Source organism: Lutibacter sp. TH_r2 (genome assembly GCF_033101135.1).
Classification (GTDB): Bacteria; Bacteroidota; Bacteroidia; order Flavobacteriales; family Flavobacteriaceae; genus Lutibacter.
Map to the genome: position 1 here is coordinate 70,470 of NZ_JAWMPV010000003.1, position 25,765 is coordinate 96,234.

The 25,765-nt window shown below is 28.3% G+C and carries 21 protein-coding genes; 16 read left to right on the top strand and 5 right to left on the bottom strand.

The genetic code is table 11. The features are described from left to right. Positions 1 to 16: 16 nt before the first annotated feature. The 4 genes from R3X25_RS10235 to R3X25_RS10250 all read left to right on the top strand — a co-directional run bounded on the left by R3X25_RS10235 (position 17) and on the right by R3X25_RS10250 (position 5,704). Entirely contained in the window at positions 17 to 1,516 is a 1,500-nt protein-coding gene (locus R3X25_RS10235; RefSeq protein WP_317674467.1) for a peptide MFS transporter, read from the top strand. An 82-nt stretch (positions 1,517 to 1,598) separates the two neighbouring features. Continuing rightward, positions 1,599 to 3,083: an MFS transporter gene (locus tag R3X25_RS10240; RefSeq protein ID WP_317674469.1), complete on the top strand. Its 1,485-nt coding sequence runs from the start codon at positions 1,599 to 1,601 to the stop codon at positions 3,081 to 3,083. Positions 3,084 to 3,093: 10 nt separating this feature from the next. Next, positions 3,094 to 5,103 (top strand): peptide MFS transporter, encoded by a 2,010-nt coding sequence (locus tag R3X25_RS10245; RefSeq protein ID WP_317674471.1) that lies wholly within the window; start codon positions 3,094 to 3,096, stop codon positions 5,101 to 5,103. 58 nt (positions 5,104 to 5,161) lie between these two features. Beyond that, positions 5,162 to 5,704 (top strand): thioredoxin family protein, encoded by a 543-nt coding sequence (locus tag R3X25_RS10250; RefSeq protein ID WP_317674473.1) that lies wholly within the window; start codon positions 5,162 to 5,164, stop codon positions 5,702 to 5,704. Here R3X25_RS10250 and R3X25_RS10255 read toward each other — a convergent pair. Beyond that, complete coding sequence (locus tag R3X25_RS10255) at positions 5,701 to 7,740, bottom strand: ComEC/Rec2 family competence protein (RefSeq protein WP_317674475.1); 2,040 nt, start codon at positions 7,738 to 7,740, stop codon at positions 5,701 to 5,703. The genes R3X25_RS10250 and R3X25_RS10255 overlap by 4 nt on opposite strands. A gap of 140 nt (positions 7,741 to 7,880) precedes the next feature. Here R3X25_RS10255 and R3X25_RS10260 point away from each other — a divergent pair, with 140 nt between their 5' ends. Further along, complete coding sequence (locus R3X25_RS10260) at positions 7,881 to 8,768, top strand: hypothetical protein (protein WP_317674477.1); 888 nt, start codon at positions 7,881 to 7,883, stop codon at positions 8,766 to 8,768. Between the two features lie 32 nt (positions 8,769 to 8,800). Here R3X25_RS10260 and lpxB read toward each other — a convergent pair whose 3' ends face one another. From lpxB to surE, 3 genes are read right to left on the bottom strand one after another with little or no spacing between them, the layout of a single operon-like run. Further along, complete coding sequence (gene lpxB / locus R3X25_RS10265; RefSeq protein WP_317674479.1) at positions 8,801 to 9,916, bottom strand: lipid-A-disaccharide synthase; 1,116 nt, start codon at positions 9,914 to 9,916, stop codon at positions 8,801 to 8,803. Beyond that, positions 9,917 to 10,213, bottom strand: coding sequence for a hypothetical protein (locus R3X25_RS10270; protein WP_317674481.1), 297 nt, complete (start codon positions 10,211 to 10,213; stop codon positions 9,917 to 9,919). Next, positions 10,206 to 10,976, bottom strand: coding sequence for a 5'/3'-nucleotidase SurE (gene surE, locus R3X25_RS10275; protein WP_317674483.1), 771 nt, complete (start codon positions 10,974 to 10,976; stop codon positions 10,206 to 10,208). Before surE ends, R3X25_RS10270 begins: the two co-directional genes overlap by 8 nt. Before the next feature lie 306 nt (positions 10,977 to 11,282). On the opposite strand from surE, the gene R3X25_RS10280 reads away from it, so the two are divergent. The 11 genes from R3X25_RS10280 to R3X25_RS10330 all read left to right on the top strand — a co-directional run bounded on the left by R3X25_RS10280 (position 11,283) and on the right by R3X25_RS10330 (position 24,291). Beyond that, positions 11,283 to 13,388, top strand: coding sequence for a carboxy terminal-processing peptidase (locus R3X25_RS10280; RefSeq protein WP_317674485.1), 2,106 nt, complete (start codon positions 11,283 to 11,285; stop codon positions 13,386 to 13,388). A gap of 39 nt (positions 13,389 to 13,427) precedes the next feature. Further along, positions 13,428 to 14,510: an ABC transporter permease gene (locus R3X25_RS10285; protein WP_317674487.1), complete on the top strand. Its 1,083-nt coding sequence runs from the start codon at positions 13,428 to 13,430 to the stop codon at positions 14,508 to 14,510. Between the two features lie 309 nt (positions 14,511 to 14,819). Further along, entirely contained in the window at positions 14,820 to 16,673 is a 1,854-nt protein-coding gene (locus R3X25_RS10290; protein WP_317674489.1) for a T9SS type A sorting domain-containing protein, read from the top strand. Positions 16,674 to 16,676: 3 nt separating this feature from the next. Continuing rightward, entirely contained in the window at positions 16,677 to 17,447 is a 771-nt protein-coding gene (locus R3X25_RS10295) for a prolipoprotein diacylglyceryl transferase (protein ID WP_317674491.1), read from the top strand. A gap of 5 nt (positions 17,448 to 17,452) precedes the next feature. Next, positions 17,453 to 18,148: a putative metal-binding motif-containing protein gene (locus R3X25_RS10300; RefSeq protein WP_317674493.1), complete on the top strand. Its 696-nt coding sequence runs from the start codon at positions 17,453 to 17,455 to the stop codon at positions 18,146 to 18,148. An 83-nt stretch (positions 18,149 to 18,231) separates the two neighbouring features. After that, positions 18,232 to 21,060, top strand: a complete 2,829-nt coding sequence (locus R3X25_RS10305) for a histidine kinase (RefSeq protein ID WP_317674495.1) — start codon at positions 18,232 to 18,234, stop codon at positions 21,058 to 21,060. Further along, the gene (locus tag R3X25_RS10310) at positions 21,053 to 21,796 is read left to right on the top strand and encodes a LytR/AlgR family response regulator transcription factor (RefSeq protein ID WP_317674497.1); all 744 of its coding nucleotides are present in this window, start codon (positions 21,053 to 21,055) and stop codon (positions 21,794 to 21,796) included. Before R3X25_RS10305 ends, R3X25_RS10310 begins: the two co-directional genes overlap by 8 nt. Before the next feature lie 30 nt (positions 21,797 to 21,826). Continuing rightward, positions 21,827 to 22,276, top strand: a complete 450-nt coding sequence (locus tag R3X25_RS10315; protein WP_317674499.1) for an acyl-CoA thioesterase — start codon at positions 21,827 to 21,829, stop codon at positions 22,274 to 22,276. Further along, a complete protein-coding gene (locus R3X25_RS10320) occupies positions 22,266 to 23,066 on the top strand; it encodes a DNA/RNA non-specific endonuclease (protein WP_317674501.1) in 801 nt (266 codons plus the stop codon). The genes R3X25_RS10315 and R3X25_RS10320 overlap by 11 nt, the downstream gene beginning before the upstream one ends. 83 nt (positions 23,067 to 23,149) lie before the next feature. Further along, the gene (locus R3X25_RS10325) at positions 23,150 to 23,647 is read left to right on the top strand and encodes a TlpA disulfide reductase family protein (RefSeq protein ID WP_317674503.1); all 498 of its coding nucleotides are present in this window, start codon (positions 23,150 to 23,152) and stop codon (positions 23,645 to 23,647) included. A gap of 2 nt (positions 23,648 to 23,649) precedes the next feature. Next, positions 23,650 to 24,291 (top strand): thioredoxin family protein, encoded by a 642-nt coding sequence (locus R3X25_RS10330; protein ID WP_317674505.1) that lies wholly within the window; start codon positions 23,650 to 23,652, stop codon positions 24,289 to 24,291. A 50-nt stretch (positions 24,292 to 24,341) separates the two neighbouring features. Here the strand turns inward: R3X25_RS10330 and R3X25_RS10335 are convergent, their stop codons facing one another. Further along, positions 24,342 to 25,709, bottom strand: a complete 1,368-nt coding sequence (locus R3X25_RS10335) for a hypothetical protein (RefSeq protein WP_317674507.1) — start codon at positions 25,707 to 25,709, stop codon at positions 24,342 to 24,344. Positions 25,710 to 25,765: the final 56 nt, after the last annotated feature.

Genomic DNA, 25,765 nt, shown 5'->3' on the forward strand with positions numbered 1-25,765 from the left:
ATTAAATTTTTAAAACATGAAAGAAATACCATTTAGAAAATCACATCCTAAAGGTCTTTATACCTTATTTGCAACAGAAATGTGGGAGCGATTCAGTTATTATGGCATGCGTGCTTTATTAGTACTGTATCTAACTGCCGAATTAGTTAATGGTGGTTTTGGATTAGAAAGACAAGAAGCCCTTGAATTGTATGCAATCTTTACAGGATTGGTTTATTTAACTCCTATTTTAGGAGGTTGGGTATCTGATAAATATTTTGGCCAACGAAAAACAGTTTATATTGGTGGTTTAGTTATGGCCATTGGGCAATTTTTATTAGCTGCCAGTGCTTTGTTATATCAATCTACTCAAACAAGTTCTGATCATCGTCAGTTCTTATTTAATTTTGGATTAGGAGTACTTATTATTGGAAATGGTTTTTTTAAACCAAATATTTCTACAGTAGTTGGTGAATTTTATCATAATAATGATCCAATGAAAGATTCTGCTTTTAACATCTTCTATTTAGGAATAAATTTAGGAGCTATTCTTGGTACTTTTATTGCTGGTGGTTTGGGAGAAAGTGTAGAATGGGGTTATGGTTTTTTAGCAGCAGGTGTAGGTATGATTTTAGGTGTATTTTGGCTTAAAATAAAAGAAAAAACACTAGAACATTATGGATTACCACCAAACTCTCCTGAAGATAAAACTATATTAAATAGTAAAGATTGGGTAACTATTTTTATTTCAATGATTGTTTTAATTGTTGGTACTTATATTTTAATGTTCTTATGGGCTTTATTACCAGATATTGTAAAAACAATTATTACTTATGGTGGTTTTGCAGCAATCATAATAGGTTTAGCTTACACCATTACTAAAGGTACAAATGGTTCTGATGAATGGAGTAGAATGGCGGTAATTATTGTACTAGCAATTTTTAATATTGTTTTCTGGGCTGGTTTTGAACAAGCAGGAGGAACATTTAGTTTATTTGCAAAAGATAATACAGATAGAATAATGTTTGGTTGGGAAATGCCAGCAACTTGGTTTCAAAATGTTAATTCATTTGCCATTTTAATATTTGCCTCTATATTTTCTATAATGTGGATATGGTTAGACAAAAAAGGATGGAATCCTAGAACTCCAATGAAGTTTGCATTAGGTTTTTTCCTAGGAGCTATTGCCTTTTTTGTAATGACACAGGCTCAAAATCTTGCTGATACAGGTATTAAAATTTCACCTTGGTGGTTAGTTTCAGTATATGTGTTGTTAACTTTAGGAGAGCTAATGCTTTCTCCTATAGGATTATCAATGATTACCAAATTAGCACCACCTAAATTAGTTTCAGTTGTAATGGGATTATGGATGGCAAGTTTTGCTGCTGGAAACTTTATGGCTGGAATGCTAGAAGGAATTCTTAATAAGTTTGATTACCCATTATACCCTTTTATTATGTGGGTAATGATTATTATTGGAGTTATAACGGTACTTATATCTCCTCTATTAAATAAGGCAATGAAAGGAATTCACTAAAATGAATTTACATACTATATAAATATAACTTTTAAAGCTCACGTACAATGTATGTGAGCTTTTTCATTCTTAAATATAAATTATGAGTACAGAAAATAAAGATTTAGGTTTTATCGGATTATTAAAATCTTTTACACAACCTTTTTGGATTGCAAGTGCAATGGAATTATTTGAACGTTGGGCTTGGTATGGTTTATTTGCTGTTTTAGCATTGTACTTAACAGGTTCAACTGATGACGGCGCTTTAGGCTTCACTCACATTGAAAGAGGTGAAATAATGTCGTATGTAACTTTTATTTTATACTTATTACCAATTATTACAGGAGCAATCTCGGATAAGATTGGTTATAAACTTTCATTAATTATAGCATATCTATTATTGGGTATTGGCTACTATTTTATGGGAGAAGTAACTTCATATTCTGCTGTTTTTCTTTTGTTTTTAATTGTAGCAGTTGGCGCAGCAATGTTTAAACCTGTAGCCTCTGCAATAGTTACAAAATCTACTAATGAAACTAATTCATCATTTGGTTTTGGGGTATTTTATATGATGGTAAATATTGGAGGTTTCTTTGGCCCACTTTTTTCAGCAAAATTGAGAGATCAATACGGTTGGAAAATTGTATTTTTAATGGCTGCCATTGCAATAGCAATAAACTTAATAATTGTAATCTTCTTTTTCAAGGAACCAAACAGAGAAAAAAATGAAGATTCATTAGGAGAAACAATCATTAAATCATTAAAAAATATTTTGGAAGCTCTTTCGGATATGAAATTGACTTTACTTTTAGTTATTATGGTTGGATTCTGGTTAATGTTTAATCAATTATTCTATACATTACCTGTATTTATTGAAGAATGGGTAAACACTAAACCTCTTTATGATGCATTATCAAACTATTCTCCTTGGGTAGCTGAATTCTTCAAAAATAAACATGGTGGTATTAATCCTGAAATGGTTGTAAATCTTGATGCGTTTTTTATTGTTATTTTACAAATGATTGTTTCAACCATCATCTTAAAATGGAAACCAATTAATGCTATGATGACTGGAATTTTTATTGCAGTTATTGGTATTGCATTATCTTTTTACACTTCAAATGTATTTTTTACAATATTTGGTATATTAATTTTTGCAATTGGAGAAATGACTTCAAACCCAAAATTTTCTGATTATATTGCTAAAATATCACCTAAAGGAAAAGAAGCGCTTTATATGGGTACTTATTTTTTACCTATTGCTTTTGCAAATTTATTAACTAAATGGATTACAGGAGATTTGTATCAAAACCTATCGGATAAAGTAAGTTTAATCCGAAAAGAATTGACCTCAAAAAATATTGAATTACCAGAAATAAGTGAAGCATATACAAAAAATCAGTTTTACGAAGAAGCTGCATCTAAATTACAAATGACACAAGATCAAATGACCAACCATATATGGGATATTTATCATCCTGGTAATATTTGGTATGTAATTGCTGTTATTGGATTTTCTACTATTATTGGGCTAGTAATCTATGATTATGTAATTAAGAAAAAATTAAAAAAAGAAGCTGTAAACTAACATTTTAAACATGAGTAAAAAACACAACGAGTTTTTCGAAACACAAGTATTAGGACATCCTTCAGGGCTTTTTGTTTTATTTTTCACTGAAATGTGGGAACGGTTTTCATTCTATGGAATGAGAGCATTATTAGTTTTGTTTCTTGTTAGCTCATTAGGTATTGGAGGCTGGGATTGGCCTAGAGAAAATGCTTTAGCTTTATATGGAACTTATTTAGCGCTTTTATACTTAACGCCTATTATTGGAGGAACATTAGCCGATAAATATCTTGGAAACAGAAAAGCCATTATTATTGGTGCGTTAATTATGACTTTTGGTCATGCGAGTATGGCTATTGAAACTCCTTTTTTCTTATATTTAGGATTGTTATTATTGGTTGTTGGAACTGGTTTTTTTAAACCGAATATGAGTTCGTTCATATCAATTTTATATAAAGATTTTCCAGAAAAAAAAGATGGTGCCTACACTATTTTTTATATGGGAGTTAATGCTGGTGCTTTTCTAGGAATAATGCTTTGTGGCTATTTAGGTGAAATTTTAGGTTGGAGCTGGGGATTTGGTTTAGCTGGTATTTTTATGTTACTTGGTTTATTACAATTTACATTAGCCCAAGGTATATTTGGTGATGCAGGAAGCAAACCCAATAAGGTTAACAAAACTATTGAAGCAGATGACCATACTGAAATTGAAGACAAGTTAAACCCGTTTAAACTAATTGATAAAATACTAATTGTAGTAATTGCTACTTTAGGCTTAATATGGATTATAAACGATCCTTTATCTAAAATAGGTGGTGTAAACTTTCTTGAATTTGGAGGAACAGATTATTCTGGGCAAACTATAATTACAACACTTATTCTATTTTTATATTTATTGGTTTCTAGAATTGTAAGATACAGTAGAATTACACGTGATAAAATGATTGCGGTTGTAATAATTGCTTTCTTTATTATCTTCTTCTGGGCTTCATTTGAGCAAGCTGGTGGATCTATGAGTATTTTTGCAAAAGATTATACCAATAGAATTTTAGCAGGAAATGCTGCTTTAATTTTTAATATTATTGATGTTATTATTACGGTAGTTCCAATAGCTTTAATTACTTGGGTTTTATACTTATTATTTCGTCAAACATTTCGAAAATATTTGGTTTCTAATTTAATTTTAGGATTTAGTTTTGTACTAATTTGGGGAATTGTTGGTTGGAAAATCTATAACAATTTTAATACATATTCCTATGAGATTAGTTATCCTAGTTATAAAATGGCGCCAGATGATGAAAAATCCATTGCTATAACTCCAATAACAACTGTTCCTGAAAATGCAATTATTGGAGAATCATTAACTGTTATTAGATCTTCTTCAGAGTTTACAAAAAACACTTCGATTTCAATAATTGATCTTGATAAAAAAGGGATTAATTATAAATATTTACCAGAAGATAAGGCTAGTCAAATAAACACTTCGTTTAAAGCATCTGTTGTAAGAAAAAAAGAGAATGAAATTCAAATTCCTGCAACATGGTTTTTAATTTTAAATTCATTATTTATTATTGCTTTTGCTCCTTTATTTTCAAAATGGTGGGAAAGTAAATACAATCCTGCTCCTGCATCTAAATACGCTATTGGTTTGTTCTTTTTAGCAATTGGATTTGGGTTTTTAGCTTATGGAGCTAACGGAATACCGCAAGGTGCAAAAACTGCTTCGGTAAGTTTGCTCTGGCTTGTATTAGCTTATTTATTCCATACGCTTGGAGAACTTTGTGTTTCACCTGTTGGACTATCATACGTAAGTAAATTAGTACCTCCTAGAATGATTGCTTTTATGTTTGGTGTTTGGTATTTAGCTTTAGCTATTGGTAACAAAGCGTCAGGAAAAATGGGTGCTATGATTGATGTTATTACAACAAAATATGATATTTCAACATTCTTTTTAATATTTACAATTGTTCCAATAATTATTGGAGTAATTGCGTTATTATTAAGTCCGTTACTCAAAAAATTAATGCACGGAGTTAAATAATTGTAACTTTGGCAAGTTTTTTGTGTCAAATCAATAGAAATCTAAAAAAATCAAAAAGTTGAAGAAATTAATTATTGCACTAGTTTTAATCGTTGGGTTTTCAATAAATGCCCAAGAGATTAAGTGGATGAGTTTGGAAGAAGCTGTAGCAGCTCAAAAGGTAACGCCTAAAAAAATTATGCTAGATGCCTACACCGTTTGGTGTGGACCATGTAAAATGCTCGATAAAAAAACATTTAAAAATAAAGATGTTGCTAATTATGTAAATGAAAATTTTTACGCGGTAAAGTTTAATGCTGAAGGAAATGAAACTGTAAATTTTCTAGGGAATACATTTACCAATCCTAACTTTGACTCTAGTAAGGGAAATGGTAGAAATAGCTCACACCAATTATCTCAATATTTTGGAATTAGAGCATATCCAACAATTGTATTTTTAGATGAAGATGCTAATTTAATTGCTCCGCTACCAGGTTATAAAACACCTCAACAATTAGAGTTATATTTAAAATTATTTAAATCTGACGATTTTAAAACTATAACTGAACAAGGTGATTGGGAAGCTTACCAACAAAATTTTAAATATGCTTTTAAAGATTAATTAGCGTATTTATTTAGAATAAAAGCTCCTTTTTGTGATGTATCATAAAAGGGAGTTTTCTTTTTTATGCATGTTTTACTCCAATTAAAAATAGAACTTTTGTAATTGGAACCATCAGCAACAATCAATTTTGGTTTATAGGTATTAATCAACCGTTCTAGATTTATTTTGGGAGAATTTTGTAATAGTATAATTGTTGGATTGATTGAGTTAAATTCAAATAACAATAAGCTATCCACAACTAAAATCTCTTCATTATTAAAATTAAAATAATTCACATTCGATTTGATAAATTCAGATTTATTAAATCTATTCTTTAAACTATAATCTCTTATAAAACCACGATTATTAAATATTGAATCGTTAGAATAAATTTTAAAACTATTTCCATTTTTTAAACCTATTACACTTTCTTTATTTTTATGAAATACAATAAACTGGCTTGAAGTTTCAACATTATATTTTTCAAAAATTAGTACAGTACTAATCAACAGTAGAGAAGTTAGAAAAAGTGTAAATCGATAAAATAATTTCTTTTCTATCCACTTAAAAAGTAAAAGAAACGAAACATACCAAAGAATTAAAATTGAAAATGATATAGATAAACTATCTAGTATAAATTCTTCATGAGAAGCAACCCAACCAACAAAATAGTTTAACAAACCAATTATAAATTGATAAGCTTCAGCAATAACCTTTGGTAATAGATCTACTAATGCTAGTGCAATAACTAGAAAACCTGCAACTAATAAAAATCCTAAAAAAGGAATAATCACTAAATTCGAGACAAAAAACAATCCTGGAAACTGATTGAAATAAAAAATACTTAAAGGAGCAACACCAATTTGAGCTGCTAACGAAACAGTTAATAACTGCCACAATTTATTTATTATCCAAATTTTTGGTTGCCAAACACTTGCAAATTTAGGTTGTAACCAAACAATGGAAAACACTGCTAAATAGCTTAATTGAAAACCTACTTCAAACAAATAAAAAGGATGAATTAATAATAAAAAGAACATTGAAATAAATAGCGTATTATAAATATTTGTTGGTTTATTAGCATAAATCCCAATGGTTAACGCACTAAACATAGTAACTGCACGCACTACTGAAGGTGATAAACCAGCTACAACCGCATACATCCACAACAAAATAATTATAGCTATTGATATAAAAATTTTACCATTTTTAAATAACTCTAATGGTTTTAAAATAAATGAAAGTATTAATAATATAATTCCAATATGAAGTCCGGATACAGCTAAAATATGAATAGCTCCAGCTTTTGAATAATCAGTTAATAAATCTTTTGAAACTGTTTGACGCTGACCTAATAATAATGCGTTTATAACCGCTAACTCTTCATTTTTAAATCCATTTTTAATTAATGAATTGTTTATATTTTCTCTAAATACAGCGGCAATACTAATTATAGTTTTTCTTTTTCCAACTTTTTTAAAGTGTTGATTATTATAAACTGTAATTTGATGAAAAATTTGTTGATTCTCTAAATACTTTTTGTAATTGAATCCAAAAGGATTTTTAGGCAAAGGAATTGTTTTAAATACGTTTTTAACTAGAATTAAATCATCTACTTTTAAGTTACTATTTATAGAGTCTTTTTGAATATTTAATAAAACTTTCCCTGTGACTTTTTTAGAATTTAATTCTTGTATTTCTGCTTTATACTTAAAATAAAAATCGTTAGATTTTAACTCCTTTCTAATTAACAATGTAGAAACATTTACTGAATCTAATACAGTCAATTGCTTTGTATAATGATTTGTTTTATTAGTTTGAGTTTTATAGATAATTGAAGCTGCACCAATAAGTGTCACCACTATAAAAACTAGTATTGAAAACACAAACCCAATTCTATTTAACCTAGTTGAAACAACATAAACTAACGCTAAACATACTACAAAAAAAAGAGAAACAACACCAATAATTTCTGGTTCAACAGAATAATAAGTAGCAAATAAAATCCCTATAATTAAATACAAGGTAAGTTGCACAGGTATAAACCTTAACATTTTTTTCATAGCGTTATAAAACTACTAAAAATATATCTAACTATCAATTGCAACCTATAGTAACATTAGTTACATAGTGATTTATATCATAATAGCCATTTTTTAGAATTGTTATCTTGAAAACTTAAACAAACACAATCATGAAAAAACTATTTATTAGCATTCTTTTAGTCTGCTCTTTTAACTATTTAGCTTCACAAGAGCTATCTCCATATATTAAAGTGGGAGAATCGACAGAATCAGTTGAAAACATTTCTGCAAAAATTATAACAACTTTACAAAACAATCAATTTACTGTTTTAGGTACTTACAATCCTTCCAGTAAAATGAATTTAAAAGTAATTACCTTTACTAATAATACTTTAAAAAATACGGTTATAAAAGTAAAAGATAGAGGTGCTTTAGCAGCTGTTTTTAAAATTGGATTGGTAAAAAAAGATGGTAAAGTTGTTATTTCATACACTAACCCAGATTATATTTTACGTGCCTATTTAGGAGATAGTTTTAATACTTACAAAAGTGTTTTTTCAAAATTTAGTAGCGATTTAAAAACTGCAATGACACCTTTTGGAACATATTTTAAACAATTTGGAGGAAAAATTAAAGCCGATAAACTAAAAAAATACCATTATAAAGTAATGATGCCTTATTTTTCTGATCCTGTTACTTTAAATGAATTCTCGTCTTTTGAAGAAGGATTAAAAATTATTGAAACAAATTTAAATGCTAGAAAAGGAAATACAACAAAAGTATATACTCTAAAATATACTAACCAAAAAGTGGCTGTTTTTGGTGTTGGTTTAAGAAGTGGTAAAGATGGTGAAGCTAATTTTTTACCAAAAATTGGAGAAAATCATGTTGCTGCAATGCCGTATGAAATTATTTTACAAGGTACTAAAGCAACAATGCTTCATGGAAAATATAGATTGGCTTTACATTGGCCAGAATTAACTATGGGAACTTTTATGAAAATTATGAGTACTCCTGGAGATATTGAAGATACTTTAGAAGCACTTTGTAATAATTAATTATTGGTTATTTATTAAAAAACTCTAAAGTATTAAGTTGTTTTAGAGTTTTTTAGTATTAATTCAACTGTTTTTTTAGAAGCTCCTTTACCTCCTAATTTCTGTTCTAAATCATAGTAATCTAGAAATAACCTTGCTCTATTAGTATCGTCTAATATTTTAACCAATTCTTTCTCTAAACTTTCTTCATTAAAATCATTTTGAATTAATTCTTTTACAACCTCTTTATCCATTATTAAATTTACTAAAGAAATAAATTTTAAATTAATTAAACGTTTTCCTATTTGATAGCTAATCCAACTTGTTTTGTAACAAACAATTTCTGGTACTTTAAACAATGCTGTTTCTAAAGTTGCGGTTCCAGAGGTTACAATTGCAGCGTAAGAAATTGACAATAAATCATATGTTTTATTACTTACAAATTGTACATTATTTTGCGTAATAAATGGTTTGTAAAATTCAAAATCTTGACTTGGAGCACCAGCAATTACAAATTCAAAATCGGGAAATTTTGCGGGCATTTTAAGCATTATAGAAAGTAATTTTTGAATTTCTTGTTTTCTACTTCCAGGTAATAATGCTATAATTGGTTTATTTGATAAGTTATTGTTTTTTCTAAATTCTAGTTCGCTTACTTTATTTCTATTTGAAATAGCATCTAAAAGTGGATGACCCACAAAATTTACATTGTAATCAAACTTTTTGTAAAAATCTTTTACAAAAGGTAAAACCACATACATTTCATCTATATCACGTTTTATTGCTTTAACCCTACCTGCTCTACTTGCCCAAACTTGAGGTGAAATATAATAGATAGTATTAAAATTGTGTGCTTTTGCCCATTTAGCAATACGAAGATTAAATCCTGAATTATCTATAAAAATTAATTTATCTGGATTAAATTCTAAAATATCTGCTTTACAAAACTTTATAAACCCTAAAATTTTAGATAGGTTAGTAAACACTTCAGCAAAACCCATAAAAGCACGTTCTTTATAATGTGTTACAAGTATTCCGCCAGCTTGCTCCATTAAATCGCCTCCCCAACATCTAATTTCAGCATTTTTATCCTGAATTTTTAGTTGTTTTATAAGATTTGAACCATGTAAATCTCCCGAAGCTTCACCAGAAATTATGTAATATTTCATTTAAAAAAACAATGTTAAAACTGTTACAAATAACGCAATTAAAATGGTTTCTAACAAAACACCTCTTGCTCTATAAATTTGATTCTTTTTAATAAACATAAAAAACACAAATAAATTTGCTAACGCACCTATAACCAAAACCTTACCTTGCAAATTACCTTCTTTTATTAAAGCTAAACTTTTCTCAAAATCATAATTTGAAAAAAATTCAATAAAAATATAACTTCCAAAACTTGTTGCTATTAATGCAATAACAAATCCAATTGCCATTTCTTTATACATGTTGTCTTTATTCATTTAAATTCCATGTATTTAATTTTTGAATAAAATGATGTGCTGTTAAATCGAACTGCACAGGAACTACAGAAATATAGTTTTGCTCCAAAGCTCGTTCATCAGTATCTTCACCAGCATCCATATTGGTAAATTTACCCGTTAACCAATAATACTCTCTACCTTGCGGATTTACACGCTTATCAAATTCTTCTACCCAGTTAGCACGTGCTTGTCTACATATTTTAACACCTTTAAATGTTCCACTATTTGGAAAATTCACATTTAAAACTACACCATCTGGCAAGCCATTTTTTAAAACATTTAATGCAATTTTTTTAATAAATTCCCTTAAAGGTTCAAAATTTGCATTCCAAGAATAATCTAACAACGAAAATCCAATAGCAGGAATTCCTTCAACACCAGCTTCAACAGCAGCGCTCATAGTTCCAGAATAAATTACATTAATAGATGAGTTTGAACCATGGTTAATACCTGACACACATAAATCTGGCTTTCTTTTCATAATTTCACTTACTGCCAATTTCACACAATCTGCAGGAGTTCCAGAAGATTTATACTCAATTTGTGGTCCATCATCAATCTTAATTTTATTACAATACAATGTTTCGTTAATAGTAACCGCATGTCCCATTCCACTTTGTGGCCCATCAGGTGCTAACACAACAACATCACCTATTTGATTCATCACATCAATTAAAGTTCTAATTCCTGGAGCTGTAATACCATCATCGTTTGTAACTAAAATTAAAGGTCTTTTTTTCATTTTTACTGTTTTAAATAACAAAACTACTACATTTTAAATTGTTTCAACCTAACAAACTTTAACATTTTGTAAACTCACTATAGCTATTGTTTTCGCTATAATTGTACATAGATTTTATAATTTAAATTGCAAACGCTAAATATTCAATTACGTTACTCATAAATTATTGTAAAAAATATAATGGGAAAATTCAAAAAATTAGTAAGACACTTAAAGGAATCTATAAAAAAAAGTTAAATTAGTCGCTCTGCAAAATAATGGCATTATTTTAGCAGTTTAAATAGCATAAAAATATAGAACAAGAATATGTTGATTAGAAAAATTATTGTAACCGTACTATTTGGATTAAGCTTATTAATAAGTTTTCCAATAAATGCAACTGAAAAAGAAAAAGACAAGGTATTATTAAGCATTTTAAAATATGTGCTTACACAAGGTCATTACCATCCACAGGAAATGGACGACGCGTTTTCTGAAGATGTTTTTAACGACTTTATTAATAAATTAGATTCATCAAAACGCTATTTTCTACAAAGTGATATTGATGAATTCAGTAAATATAAAACACTTATAGACGACCAAATTAAAAATGAAGATTTAACGTTTTTCTTTTTAGTACACGATCGTTTTATTCAACGTTTTAATGAAAGTAAAATCTATTATGAAGAAATTTTAGCTACAGAATTCAACTTCGATAAAAAAGAAATTTTAGATGTCAATTACGAAAACAAAAAGTATGCAACAAACAAAACTCAACTAATCCAAAATTGGCTAAAACAATTAAAGTTCAGTACATTATCTAGAATTCACGATAAAATAACAGATGAAGAAGATAAAAAGAAAGAAGATGAAACATACCAAGTAAAATCGTTTAAAGAACTTGAGGTAATTTCTCGCGAAGCTACTTTATCTAATATGAATGATTTTTATGAAAGAATGGACGAATTAACTTCATCTGATTGGTTTTCAACCTTTGTTAATTGTATAACTGAAGATTTTGATCCGCATACTACTTATTTAGATCCAAGCTTAAAAAAACGTTTTGATATTTCTATGGCGGGAAAATTAGAAGGTATTGGAGCACGATTAATGAAGAAAAATGATTATACTAAAGTAAGTGAAATTATTTCTGGTGGTCCAGCCTGGAAACAAGGTGAATTAGAACCTGAAGATCTAATCACAAAAGTAGCACAAGGTGATGAAGAACCAGTTGATATTGTTGGTATGCGTTTAGATGATGCTATTGAATACATAAAAGGTAAAAAAGGTACTGAAGTTAAACTTACTGTAAAAAAAATTGATGGAACTGTAAAAGTAATTTCAATAATTAGAGATGTTGTTGAACTAGACGAAACTTTTGTTAAATCTTCTATAGTTAAAAAAGAAAACAAAACTTTTGGTGTAATTAATTTACCTAAATTTTATATAGATTTTGACGAAAAAAATTATCGAAATTCTGCTACAGATATGGAGCAAGAAATAGAGCGTTTAAAAGAAGAAAATATTGAAGGTTTAGTAATTGATTTACGAAACAACGGTGGAGGATCTTTAAAAACAGCCATTGAAATTACAGGTTTATTTATAGATAAAGGTCCTGTTGTTCAGGTAAAATATAGAGACGAAAACGCTAAAGTAAAATCTGATGAAGATTCAAAAGTTGTTTGGGATGGACCATTGGTTGTACTAGTAAATGAAATGTCTGCTTCAGCTTCTGAAATTTTTGCTGCAGCAATGCAAGATTATGGAAGAGCAATAGTAATTGGCGGTAAACAAACCTATGGAAAAGGTACAGTTCAAAGTGTATTAGACTTGAATAGATATACCAATTTAAAAGAAGATTTGGGTGCTTTAAAAATGACTATTCAAAAATTTTATAGAATAAACGGAGGTTCTACACAGCTAGAAGGTGTAAAATCTGATATTATTATTCCAAGCAGATATAGCTACATGGAAATTGGTGAAAGAGATTTACCAAAAGCACTGCAATTTGATAAAGTTCCACAAGCTACTTATAACCTATGGAATTATTATAAGAATTTTGACAAGGTAATTAATAATAGTAAAAAAAGAATTTCAACAAATTCACAATTTAAATTAATTGACGAAAATGCAAAGTGGCTAAAAAAATCACAAGACGATACAATTATTTATTTAAGTTACGAAGATTATAAAAACGATTTAGAATCTCATAAAAGCGAATCTGAAAAATACGAAAGTATATATGATTACAGTACTAATTTAACTTACAGCTCTCCAAATTACGAGCAAGCAATTATAAAAACTGATGAAGGTTTAGCTGAAAAACGCGAGCGTTGGCATAAAAATCTTAAAAAAGATATTTATATGGAAGAAGCTTTAAATGTAGTATCAGAATTAAAAATTAAACCATCACATTTATTAGTTAAAAACTAAACCTAAAATTGTATTTTTACGCTTGTAAAACACAAGCATTTGAAAACAAATACCAATTCATTAACAATATTAGCACTTCAAAAGTTTAAAAAAAACACTATTGGAGTGCTTTCTTTTTGGTTTATAGTTTTATGTGGTTTTGTTGCTATATTTGCGTATGCAATTGCACCAGATAGCAGCAGTAATGCTAATCAAATGCATTTAGAAATTCATTCTAAAAAACCAGGTTTTGAAACATTAATGTTATCTATTCCTTCTAAAAATAAAACAGAACAATCTTTTTTAAATAAATTATTTTTTGGAAGTATAAACACTAATATTGAAGTACCTATTTCTGAATATCAAATGGAAAACAATGAATTAAACTACACCACTTTTCCTCAAAACATTCATAAATCAATTTCAATTACCTCATTTCAAAACAAAGAAATTTCAAACTTTATCTCAAAAAGAAAATTTTATTTAGGTACCGATAAATATGGTAGAGATTTATTAAGTCGAATGCTTGTTGGAACACGAATTTCGTTTTTTATTGGTTTTGTAGCTGTGTTTATTTCATTAGTTATCGGTATTTCAATTGGAGCAACTGCTGGTTATTTTGGCGGAAAAGTTGATACATTTATCATGTGGCTTATAAATATAACATGGTCAATACCTACACTTTTATTGGTAATAGCAATTACATTAGCTTTAGGAAAAGGGTTTTGGCAAGTGTTTATTGCTGTTGGACTTACTATGTGGGTTGAAGTTGCCAGAGTTGTTCGTGGTCAAATAATGAGTTCCAAAAAAATGCAATATGTTGAAGCTGCCAAAGCTTTAGGTTTTTCAAACTTTAGAATAGTATTCAATCATATTTTACCAAATATTATGGCGCCTGTTATAGTTATTTCAGCTGCAAATTTTGCGGGAGCAATTTTAATAGAAAGCGGTTTAAGTTTTTTAGGAATTGGTGCCCAACCTCCTACTCCTTCTTGGGGCGCAATGATTAAAGATCACTACAGTTATATTATTTTAGGCAAAGCCTATTTGGCTATTATTCCTGGTTTAGCAATTATGAGTTTAGTTATGGCTTTTATGCTTATTGGAAATGCACTACGAGATGCTTTAGATGTGAAAAGCTAAATTTTTAATCCACTTTATCGAATCAACACTACCGTTAATAGATTCACTCTTTATTTCACTATTCATTGACTATATATTTGTTTGACAAATATTTATTTTAAATTCTCACAAACAATTTCAGAAAAAGATTGATGTAGTATTTAATTACGAAAAAAATAAATAGTCCCTATATTTTTATTTACACAAAAGCAGTTAGTTTAGAATTAACTGCTTTTTCACTTTATCAAATCAACATAACACTTCATCGAATGAAGCTATTTTTTATAGTATTACTAGTATATGTTTGTAATTGAACTTTAATAAATTATTATGAAAACAAAACTACTTTTAATTACAGTACTGTTTATTAGTACATTTGGATTTAGCCAAACTATACTTATACCCAATGGAGGCTTTAATATAGACACTTCAGGTTGGGCAATTACAGGAACAGATACAAGTATTAATGCATCTGGAGGAGAGATGTACCTAAATGTTTCAGGTATCTATACTAGAGATTTTATACTTACTTCTCCTCAATTTTATTTAGATGCTAGTAAAGCGTATAAATTATTTACTGAATATAAGAATACTCAGTATGACCCAATGATGGGAGAAATAGGGCTTGGTGGATTTTGGGGTGTTAATTTAAAAGATATCAATGGTACAACTGTAACAAACGTTGGATTAGTTAATGGCAATTCTAGTGGTTATTTAGAAGAATGGAGTTCTGGAAGTTTCAATATTGTAACTAGTGGGGTTTATTATTTAGAATATACTGGGCAACATAGTCAAGACGCACAATTTATTGTAGATAACGTTGGTTTTAGAGAAGTTATTGAAAACACATTTAGTGGTAAAGTAACCTTAGATGTTAATAATGATGGGTGTTCCACATCAAGTACAATAATTGAGAATTTTTCTATTCAGTTAAATGAAACTAATTCTAACACAAGCTACAATGTACTAACTGATGCAAATGGAGATTTTTCAATAGAAACATCAGCATCAGGTAATTTTGTAACCCAAACAAATCAAACACTCTACAATGCAACTCCAGCAAACTATACAAATACAATTAACTCTGGAATTAATAATATTACAAACCAAGATTTCTGTGTTACTCCAAACTCTGTTGTAAATGATGTAATAGTATCTATAATTCCAACCACTCAAGCAAGACCAGGTTTTAATACAGCTTATCAATTAAGATATACCAATATTGGGACTACTACATTAAGTGGCGTAGTAGATTTAACTTACGATAATACAAAGGTTACGTTTTTAGGAGCATCTATACCACCTACAGCAACTACTAGTCCATTAATTTGGAGTTACAATAATTTAATGCCTTTAGAGACTAGATATATAGATATTAACTTTAATATTTTTACGCCACCAACAGTAAATAATGGAGATATTTTAAGTTATACAGCTTCTGTTACTCCAATTACTGGAGATTACACACCAACAAACAATACATTTACATTTGACCAAATTACTATTGGTTCTTACGACCCTAATGACATAACATTTCTTGAAGGCCCTTTAATTACAGAAACTCAAGCAGATGATTTTTTAAGTGTAATTATTAGATTTCAGAATACAGGAACAGCTTCAGCAATTAATATTACTGTAGAAAACACTCTAGATGCATTTTTAGATTGGAGTACCTTTCAACCTATAGCTGCAAGTCATAATTATAATACAGTTATTAATAATGTTAATGAGATAGATTTTGTTTTTAATGGAATTAATTTAGCAGACAGCACAACCGATGAACCAGGAAGTCATGGTTGGATTTACTACAGAGTAAAACCCAAAAGCACATTTGTTGCAGGAGATATTATTTCTAATATTGCTCATATTTATTTTGATTATAACTTACCAATTATTACAAATACGGCAACCACACAAATTAACACAACCTTATCGTCTAACGAATTTTCAAAAAACAATTTGAAATATCATATTTTTCCAAACCCAGTAAAAGAAAAATTAACTGTAAAAATAAATAACGAAGGAAGTTTTATACTCTCTAATCTACAAGGTCAAACTGTAAAAACTGGTGAATTACAAAACGGTAACAACGTATTAAACATTTCATATTTAAACAGTGGTATTTACTTTATAGCCATAAAAACTTCTGAAGGGATTTTAACTAAAAAAATTGTAAAAAAGTAAGTTATGCATCCCGAATTATTTAGTTTTCCTATTGGAAATCATCAAATAACTATTTATACCTATGCTTTTTGTATTGTATTAGGAACCTTATTGGGTACGTTGTACACAAAATGGAGAGCAAAAAAAGAGTTGGGAATAAAAAACCTTTCCAACAATTTCTTTTACATCATATTTATAGCTGGTTTTGTTGGAGGAAAACTATTTTATTATTTAGAAAGACCAATCCATTTTTGGAATAATCCTCACCTAATGCTCGATAATTTTTCTGGCGGATTTGTATTCTATGGATCGTTTGTAACCATAATTCCAATTGTAATTTGGTATTTAAAACACTATAAAATACCCGTATTACCAATATTAGATATTATGGCTATTACAACAGTTATAGCGCATAGTTTAGGTAGAATTGGATGTTTTAACGCTGGCTGCTGCTATGGTTCAGAAACCACAAGTTTTTTTGGAGTAACATTTCCAAACTCTAATAATTTAACAGTTCACCCAACACAATTATATGAAGTAAGTATTTTAATTAGTATCGCTCTAATTCTTCTTATCATAAAAAAACGACAACAATTTAAAGGCCAACTATTTATACTCTATGTTTCAATGTACGCAATTAGCAGAACTATTATTGAACTTTTTAGAGGCGATAACCGAGGCTATATTATTGAAAATTGGCTTTCTCATTCTCAATTTATAGCAATCCTTATATTAATCATAGCTTCTTTATTCTACATTAAATTAAAAACAAAAAATAAATTAATCTTAAAATAAACAATATGAAAAAACGAATTATAAACATCGGTATTCCTTTAACACTTTTAGTAGTTGCAATATTTATAATTGGACCTGCGTGTTCAGGAGAACCAACTTATAGATGGTATCCAGATATGGATGACGACGGATATGCCGATACTTCAGCTACACCAATTGAAGCATATCTTGCAGACCAACCTGCAGGTTATATTAGAGGAGCACAAGCAGATTGTGATGACACCAACGCTGATGTTTATCCAGGAGCAACAGAAATACCTGATAATTTAACTGATGAAGATTGCAATGGTAAAATTGCAATTACTTTTTATGCTGATAAAGATGAAGATGGCTTTGGGAATCCAGATAGCCCAGTTATAATAGAAATTGATGATTATAATAATGATGACGCTCCAAACGGGTATTCATGGGTTGCTGGTGATTGTGATGATAGTAATGTTGCAATTAACCCTTTAGCTGAAGAAATTTACAATAATGGTATGGATGATAACTGTAATGGTGAAACTGATATAGACGACGTTAAATATAAAGACGCCGATGGAGATGGATATGGTTCAACAACATTTGCAGATGGAGATGGCGGCGTGTCAAATAATTTAGATTGTGATGATTCAAATGCCAAAGTTCATCCATACGCTAAAGAAGTTTTAGATGGTTTGGATAATGATTGTGATGGTACTATTGATGAAATTAGTTTCTAGTATAAACATATAATTTCATTTTAAATTATATATTTAGAACCAAATCAAAATAATTGAAAATAAAAAGGCTCCATATTATTAGTGTGCTCACATTATTAATGTGGAGTTTTTCTTTTGCGCAACAGTTTACCAATTATTCTATTAAAGACGGGTTACCAAGCAACCACATTTATACTATTAGACAAGATGCCAAAGGTTTTATATGGTTTTTAACCGATAAAGGAATGGTAAGATATAACGGTAACGAATTTAAAACGTTCACAACCAAAAATGGCTTACCTAAAAATGATATTTGGGAAGCAATTACTACTCCCGATGCTAAAGTTTGGTATTTAGCTAAAACAACAAAATTAGGATATATTGAAAATGATACAGTGCAATCATTTCCAAATGAAGATCCACATGAAATTATGAATCCTATTTTTACAAGTCAAGTTGAAAATAACATATACCCTGCTGGACCCAGAAAATCATTCAAATTATCAAATGGAAAATGGGTTAAAACCCATGTAAATTATAATAATAAAGATGACCGCACAATTCTTTATCATAAAAATTTAAAAAATTTTTATTTAAATCATAATTATGATACTTTAAGTTTATATAATAAAAATAATATACTTATAAAAAGTATTGCTTTCAAAGATAAACTTTGCTCTTCCGACGCATACAAAAAACAACTAAATGATAGCCTCTATATTTGGGCATCACCAAAAAATTATGTAGTTCTAAATTTAAACACTTTAAAAACTCACAAATATTCTTATAAAAACCAAATTGGTATAGAATTTTCAAAACATAATAGAATTAATACGGTAAATGGTGAAATTCAAATTTCTGGCACTGGGTTTGTAGGTTATTTAGATGAATATTTTCAAATTAAGAATGCCTATATTTTCCCTAAAGAAATTAAATCACATTTTGCTTTAATAGACAAAAACGAAAATATTTGGTTCGCTACTTTTTCAAACGGAATTTATAAACTTCCGGTATCTAAAAAATTGAATAAATATGTATTAAATAAAGAAAAAGTTAAAAAGTTTAATACGGTAGATGCTGAAATTTACACAAGCATAAACGAAAAAGGTTTTTATAAATACAATAAAAATAAAAAAGATTTTAATCTTATTTTTAAAGCTTCAGACTATCCATTTAGCACCATAAAAATTGACAGTTTAAATTCACAATTCTTTTTAACAAAAAATAAGTTTATTCAAATAAAAAAAAACACACGTACAACATTAAATTTATTTAATACCATTAACCAAAAAATAGATAATCCCTCTCAAGTTATTCTTTTAAATAAATCACTATATGCTGTTTATTATTTTGGAATGTATAAATTAAATCCCACTACTTTTAAACTAGAAAATCACATTTCCCTACCTGGAATAAACAAAATTATTAAGTTTAACAATCGGCTTTTAGTTGCAACTAATTATGGACTAAAAGAATTAAAAAATGATAGTTTAATTGATATCTCTTTTAAAAATAAACCATTTACAAAATCTATTATATCTATAAATAAACTTTCTGAAAATAAAATTGTGCTAGGTACCGATGGTTTTGGAGCTTATATTTCCGATTTTGACACCATTTACCAACTTCCAAAATCAGAATATTTAGCAATAGAAAGTAGTTTTGTTGAAAAGGATACATTATGGCTTGCAACAAATGAAGGTATATTTAACTACGTTAAAAAAAACAACTCTTATAGCTTTCATAATAAATATGACATTAGTGATGGTTTACCATCAAACAATATTAACGATATTGTAATTATTGACAATGATATTTTAGCAAGCACAAACAATGGCGTAGCATTGCTTCCAAAAAAACATAAAAACTACTCACAGCTTTCGTCTATTTATTTCAATAAAGTTTTATACAACAACACAACCATTACCTACTCCAACAAAAGTCAAAAATACACAAGTAACAACAGTGTAAATTTTAAAATAGCAACCATAGATTTTTCTGAAGGAAATTTAAACACCTCTTATGAGTATAAATTAGAACCTATTCAAAATGATTGGATTTCTTCCAACTCAAATAATTTAACTTTTAGTAATTTATCTCCTAAAAACTATAAATTAAAAATAAAAAAAGATGCTTTTGAAAATGAATTTTCTTTTAAAATTACACCTCTCTGGTACCAAAGAATTTTAGCTAAACTACTATTTACATTATTTACAATTGCTTTTTTAGTTTATGTATTATCAATTATTAGAAACAAAGAATTAGCAAAAAGAACAACTAAAATTAATACTCAAAAACAACTTGCAGAATTTGAACTACACGCTTTAAGATCTCAAATGAATCCACATTTTGTATTTAATTCATTAAATTCAATTCAATATTACATTAACAAAAATGAAATTGAACTTTCTGAAAAATATTTGGTGAAATTTTCAAGACTTATTAGAAAATTTTTCGATTTCTCAAGAGATAAATTTATTTCTTTAGAACAAGAAATTTCTCTACTTAACAATTATTTAGAAATTGAACAAATGCGTTTTGGAAATGATTTTAAGTTTAAATTTAATATTGATAAAAAGCTTAACCTAAGTGAACAAAAAATTCCATCAATGCTTTTGCAACCCATTGTTGAAAACGCAGTAAACCATGGCTTATTTCATAATGAAGGAAAAGGGTTAATATCAATTGGTTTTATCTATAATTCAACAAATACCTTCACTATAAAAATATGCGATAACGGAATAGGACTTACAAAAGCTAAAGAAATTAAAGAAAACTCTATTAGAACTCATGTTTCTAAATCTACTGAAATAATAAAAGATCGAATAATGCTATTAAACAAATCCAAAGAGTGGCATATTACGTATTCTATAAATGAATTAGAAAAAACAAACGGAACCTGCGTTCAATTAATATTTTTAAAAAATGGATAATACTATAACAGCCATTATTGTTGATGATGAGAAAAATGCTCTGGAAAGTTTAGCTCTAAAAATTGAAAAATATTTTCCTAATATTACTATTACTCATAAATTTCAAAATTCGCAAAAGGCACTAAAACAAATTAATGCTCAACATCCTAATCTATTATTTGTTGATATTGAAATGCCTGTTTTAAGTGGTTTTGATTTATTATCTAAAATAAACAATCCTAACTTTGAAATTATTTTTGTAACCGCTTATAATGAGTATGCAATTGAAGCTATACAGCATTGTGCTATAGGCTACATAGTTAAACCAATTGATAATGAAGAACTTAAAAATGCAGTGTCAAATGCTTTAAAAAATATTGACCAGAAAAGTGCTTTTGAAAAAAATAGACAACTCCTAGAAAACTTAACAAATAATGGAAATTCTACAATTGTAATTCCCACACAAAAAGGGTTAAGTTTTCTAAAAACAGAAGATATTATTAGGTTTGAAGGCGTAGATGGTTACACCAAAATTGTACTCGAAAATACATCTATATTAAGTTCATACAGTATTGGTAAATTTTCAAATTCATCAAAGCTTCAACATTTTTTTTCAATTCATAAATCTCATTTTATTAATCTTAATTTTATTTCAGATTTTTTAAATGAAGGTTATGTAGTTTTAACAAATGGAGATAAAATTCCAATTGCACGTGCAAAACGTAAAGTTTTTTTAGAGAAAATTCAAAACATTTAGTTTAAATTTGAAACTTCAAAAAAAATAAACATGAAATTTCAAGTTACATTTAACACCAAATGGTCAGACTTTGACCCAAACCGTCACATGCGTCATACAGCCTATAATGATTATGCTGCTGAAGTACGCGTTCGTTTTTTTCAAGAACACGGTTTATCTATTAACGAATTTGCAAAACTAAATATTGGTCCAATACTTTTTAAAGAAGAAACTTCATTTTTTAAAGAAATTCATATTGGAGAAAATATTGAAGTGCACATGGAATTAGAAGGTGTTTCAAAAGGAATAGAACGTTGGCGCTTTACACACCAAATTTTCAACCAAAAAGGCATACTTTCAGCCGAGATTAAAGTTTATGGTGCTTGGATAGATTTATACAAAAGAAAATTAACCGCTCCACCTGCTGAATTTGTAAAAATTTTTGAAGGATTACCTAAAACTGAAAACTTTAAAGAAATACCTTTAAAAAGTGAGAAATAGAAAAACCATTTATGCTGCTCTAACAATATTTTTTGCAATCTTGTTTTTTGTTTGGGATAACTTTTCAATCGAAGATATTAAAGAAATATCTAAAAGTAAAACTGAAAAATCTGAAATTGATTTTTTACCAACTTCAACAACTGGTACCATTGTAAATCATAATTTTTATTCGCTTTCATACAGTGAAAAGCATGAGCAAGCTGAATGGGTTGCATACGATTTACGAAGTGAACATATTTCAACTACCAACCATAAAAGGCCTTATTTTGAAAAAGATATAAAAGTATTAAGCCAAAGTGCTCATTACAAAAACTACTCTAAATCTGGTTACGACAAAGGACATCTTTGCCCTGCGGGAGACAGAAGGTTTTCAAAATTTGCACATGATGAGACTTTTTTAACAAGTAATGTTACCCCACAAAAACATGATTTTAATGCTGGTGTTTGGAATAGATTAGAACAAAAAACACGTTACTGGGCAACTAAATATAAAAAATTGTATGTTGTTACTGGTGGAATTCTAACCAATAACACCAAAACAATTGGAACGGAAAAAGTGACAGTTCCTAATCAGTTTTACAAAATTATTTTAGATTATCATGAGCCAGAAATAAAAGCAATTGCTTTTTTAATGCCTCATAAAGAATCAAATAAACCTCTTTACAAGTTTGTAACTTCAATAGATGAAATTGAAAATTTAACTGGAATAGATTTCTTCCCTGAATTAGAAGATGCTCTAGAAAATAAATTAGAAAAATCTACTAATTATTCCAATTGGAGTTTTAGATAGTTAAATTTTTCTAAAAACTACTATTTTAATTAGTCACGCTTCATTAAAAAAATTATTTTTAACGGAACTAATTAAAATTATCAATGAAATATTACGGACTATTGTTTATATTTTTAACACTTTTTTCATGTAAAGAAGTTCCTGAAAAAGAAAAACAAGTTGAATTAAAAAAATTAAACTTTGAACAGTTTAAAACATACCTAAATAAAAACGAAGACAAAACCTTTGTAATTAATTTTTGGGCAACTTGGTGCGCTCCTTGTGTTAAAGAATTACCTTATTTTGAAGAAATTACTAAAACCTACTCTAAAAAAGATGTTGAAGTTATTTTGGTAAGTCTAGATTTTCCTAATAAGGTAGAAAGTAATTTAATACCTTTTATTAAAAAAAATAATTTACAATCTGAAGTTTTATTACTAGATGCTCCAAATGAAAACGAATGGATACCAAAAGTAGATTCAACTTGGTCTGGAGCAATTCCTGCAACTGTAATTTACAATAAAAACAAACGACTATTCTATGAACAATCGTTTACCAAAGAAGAACTATTTACTGAATTAAATCAATTTATAAAACACTAATTATGAAAAAACACGCAAACAAATTCTTATTTCTTACTGTATTAAGTTTAATATACGCTTTTAGTACAGTAAATGTAACTACTCCGCCAATTGAAGATAATACCGGTTATAAAGTTGGAGATATAGCTACTGATTTTTCTTTAAAAAATATTGATGACAAAATGGTTTCTTTAGCAGATTATGATGAAGCTAAAGGATTTATAGTAATTTTTACGTGTAACCATTGTCCATATTCAATTGCTTATGAAGATAGAATTATTGCGTTAGATAAAAAATATGCAGATAAAGGTTACCCTGTAATTGCTATTAACCCGAACGATCCTGCTGTACAAAAACAAGATAGTTTTGACTTAATGAAAGTAAGAGCAAAAGAAAAAGGCTTTACTTTTCCTTATTTATTTGATGAAGGACAAAAAATTCACCCACAATACGGAGCTACAAGAACACCTCACGTATTTCTTTTACAAAAAGAAACTGAAGGTTTAAGAGTAAAATATATTGGTGCTATTGATGATAGTTCTAGAAACCCATCTGCTGTTAAGACTAAATATGTAGAAAATGCTGTGGATGCATTATTAGCTAATAAAACTATTGAACAAAACCAAACAAAAGCAATTGGTTGCTCTATAAAAACTGTGAAATAAACCAAATAATTTAAACTAAAAAGGCTCCCAATTGGGAGCCTTTATTCTTATCATGTTATATTTATGTAACTTATTAAAAGTTCAATCCACATATAACTGTTATCTATATTGAAATCGTTTATTGCTGTACCATCTGGCATATATACTTGATGGCTTTGAACGCTACTATTTGAAACTTCGTATTCTACATAATAGAGTAAAGTATCACTTGCATTGTAAATACTCTCTTTAGTTTCTCTGTAATTATTTGCTGGGTCACGAGAATCTATAATGGTATAACCTACTAATACTAAATTTTCTGGAGTTCCTTCATAATATTCTTTTTTAGATTTTAATGGATATTTATAAACATCATTATATGTATATTCAGAAGTTCTACAATATTCAAAAATATTAGTCTCATAATCATATTGAAAAACCCAGGATTTAATAAATTTAAATCCTTCTCCGTAATCTTCAATATTTCGAAGCGCTAAAAAATCATTTTGAGTATTATTATCTAACATACTCATATAATCATTTGTATATTTAATTTCATTTCTATCATTTGTCTCATCTTCCTCATAAAACTTTATTAATCTTCCAGTACTATCGTACTCAAAAATATTGGTATCATCTAAAATGTCATCATCATAATATTCAAGTTTTATATTTCTATTATTACTATCAAAATAATATTTTACAAAATCACCTAAATCACTTCTAGTGTTTCTATACTTTGTAATATTTCCATTAGAATCTTTTTCAAAAATCTCATCCCATGTAGTAATCATCGCATTTATTTTTGATTGATTACTGTTACTTACAACATCTTCTTTTTTGAATATTGAAGGAAGTCTTAACATTTTTGTTGATATATGATCATGGGTTATTTTTACTATTTGATTTGAAGTGTTGTATTCTAAATTAAGTACTTCATCAAGATCGTTATCCAACATGATTTTTGTAATAAACCCTTTATTATCAAATCTATATGTTAACTCTTCATACAGATCAGGATCACTAGTAATATTAATACTTTTAGCTGATTTAGCTGGTTTAGCTCCAGAATGGTATTGGTATAAATTTTCAATAGTTGTGGATGTAACAACTCCACTACTATTAAAATTGTGAGTAAGCGTTATTAATGGGCCACCAAATTTCCCAAATACTTTATAATTAAAGTAGCTTTCCAATGCTTTTCCATCATCTACTAGGTGAGTATATCCCGATAAATTTAAAGACATTGGTTCTGAAATTAATTTTACTTGCTCTAACGATGCAATAAAATTTTTCATATTAAACGTTTGTGTATCATCAATTATGATGTTTCTATCTTCAAGTCCACTAATTACATCATCATCGTCATTATCACAACTTGTAAAGGCTACTCCTAAAAAAAGTAGTGTAGCTAGTAACTTTAAACTTAATGTTCTCATAGTAAAATGTTTTAAAAAAGGTCTACTCTTTTAGCTTTTCGACTTCCGCTTGTTTA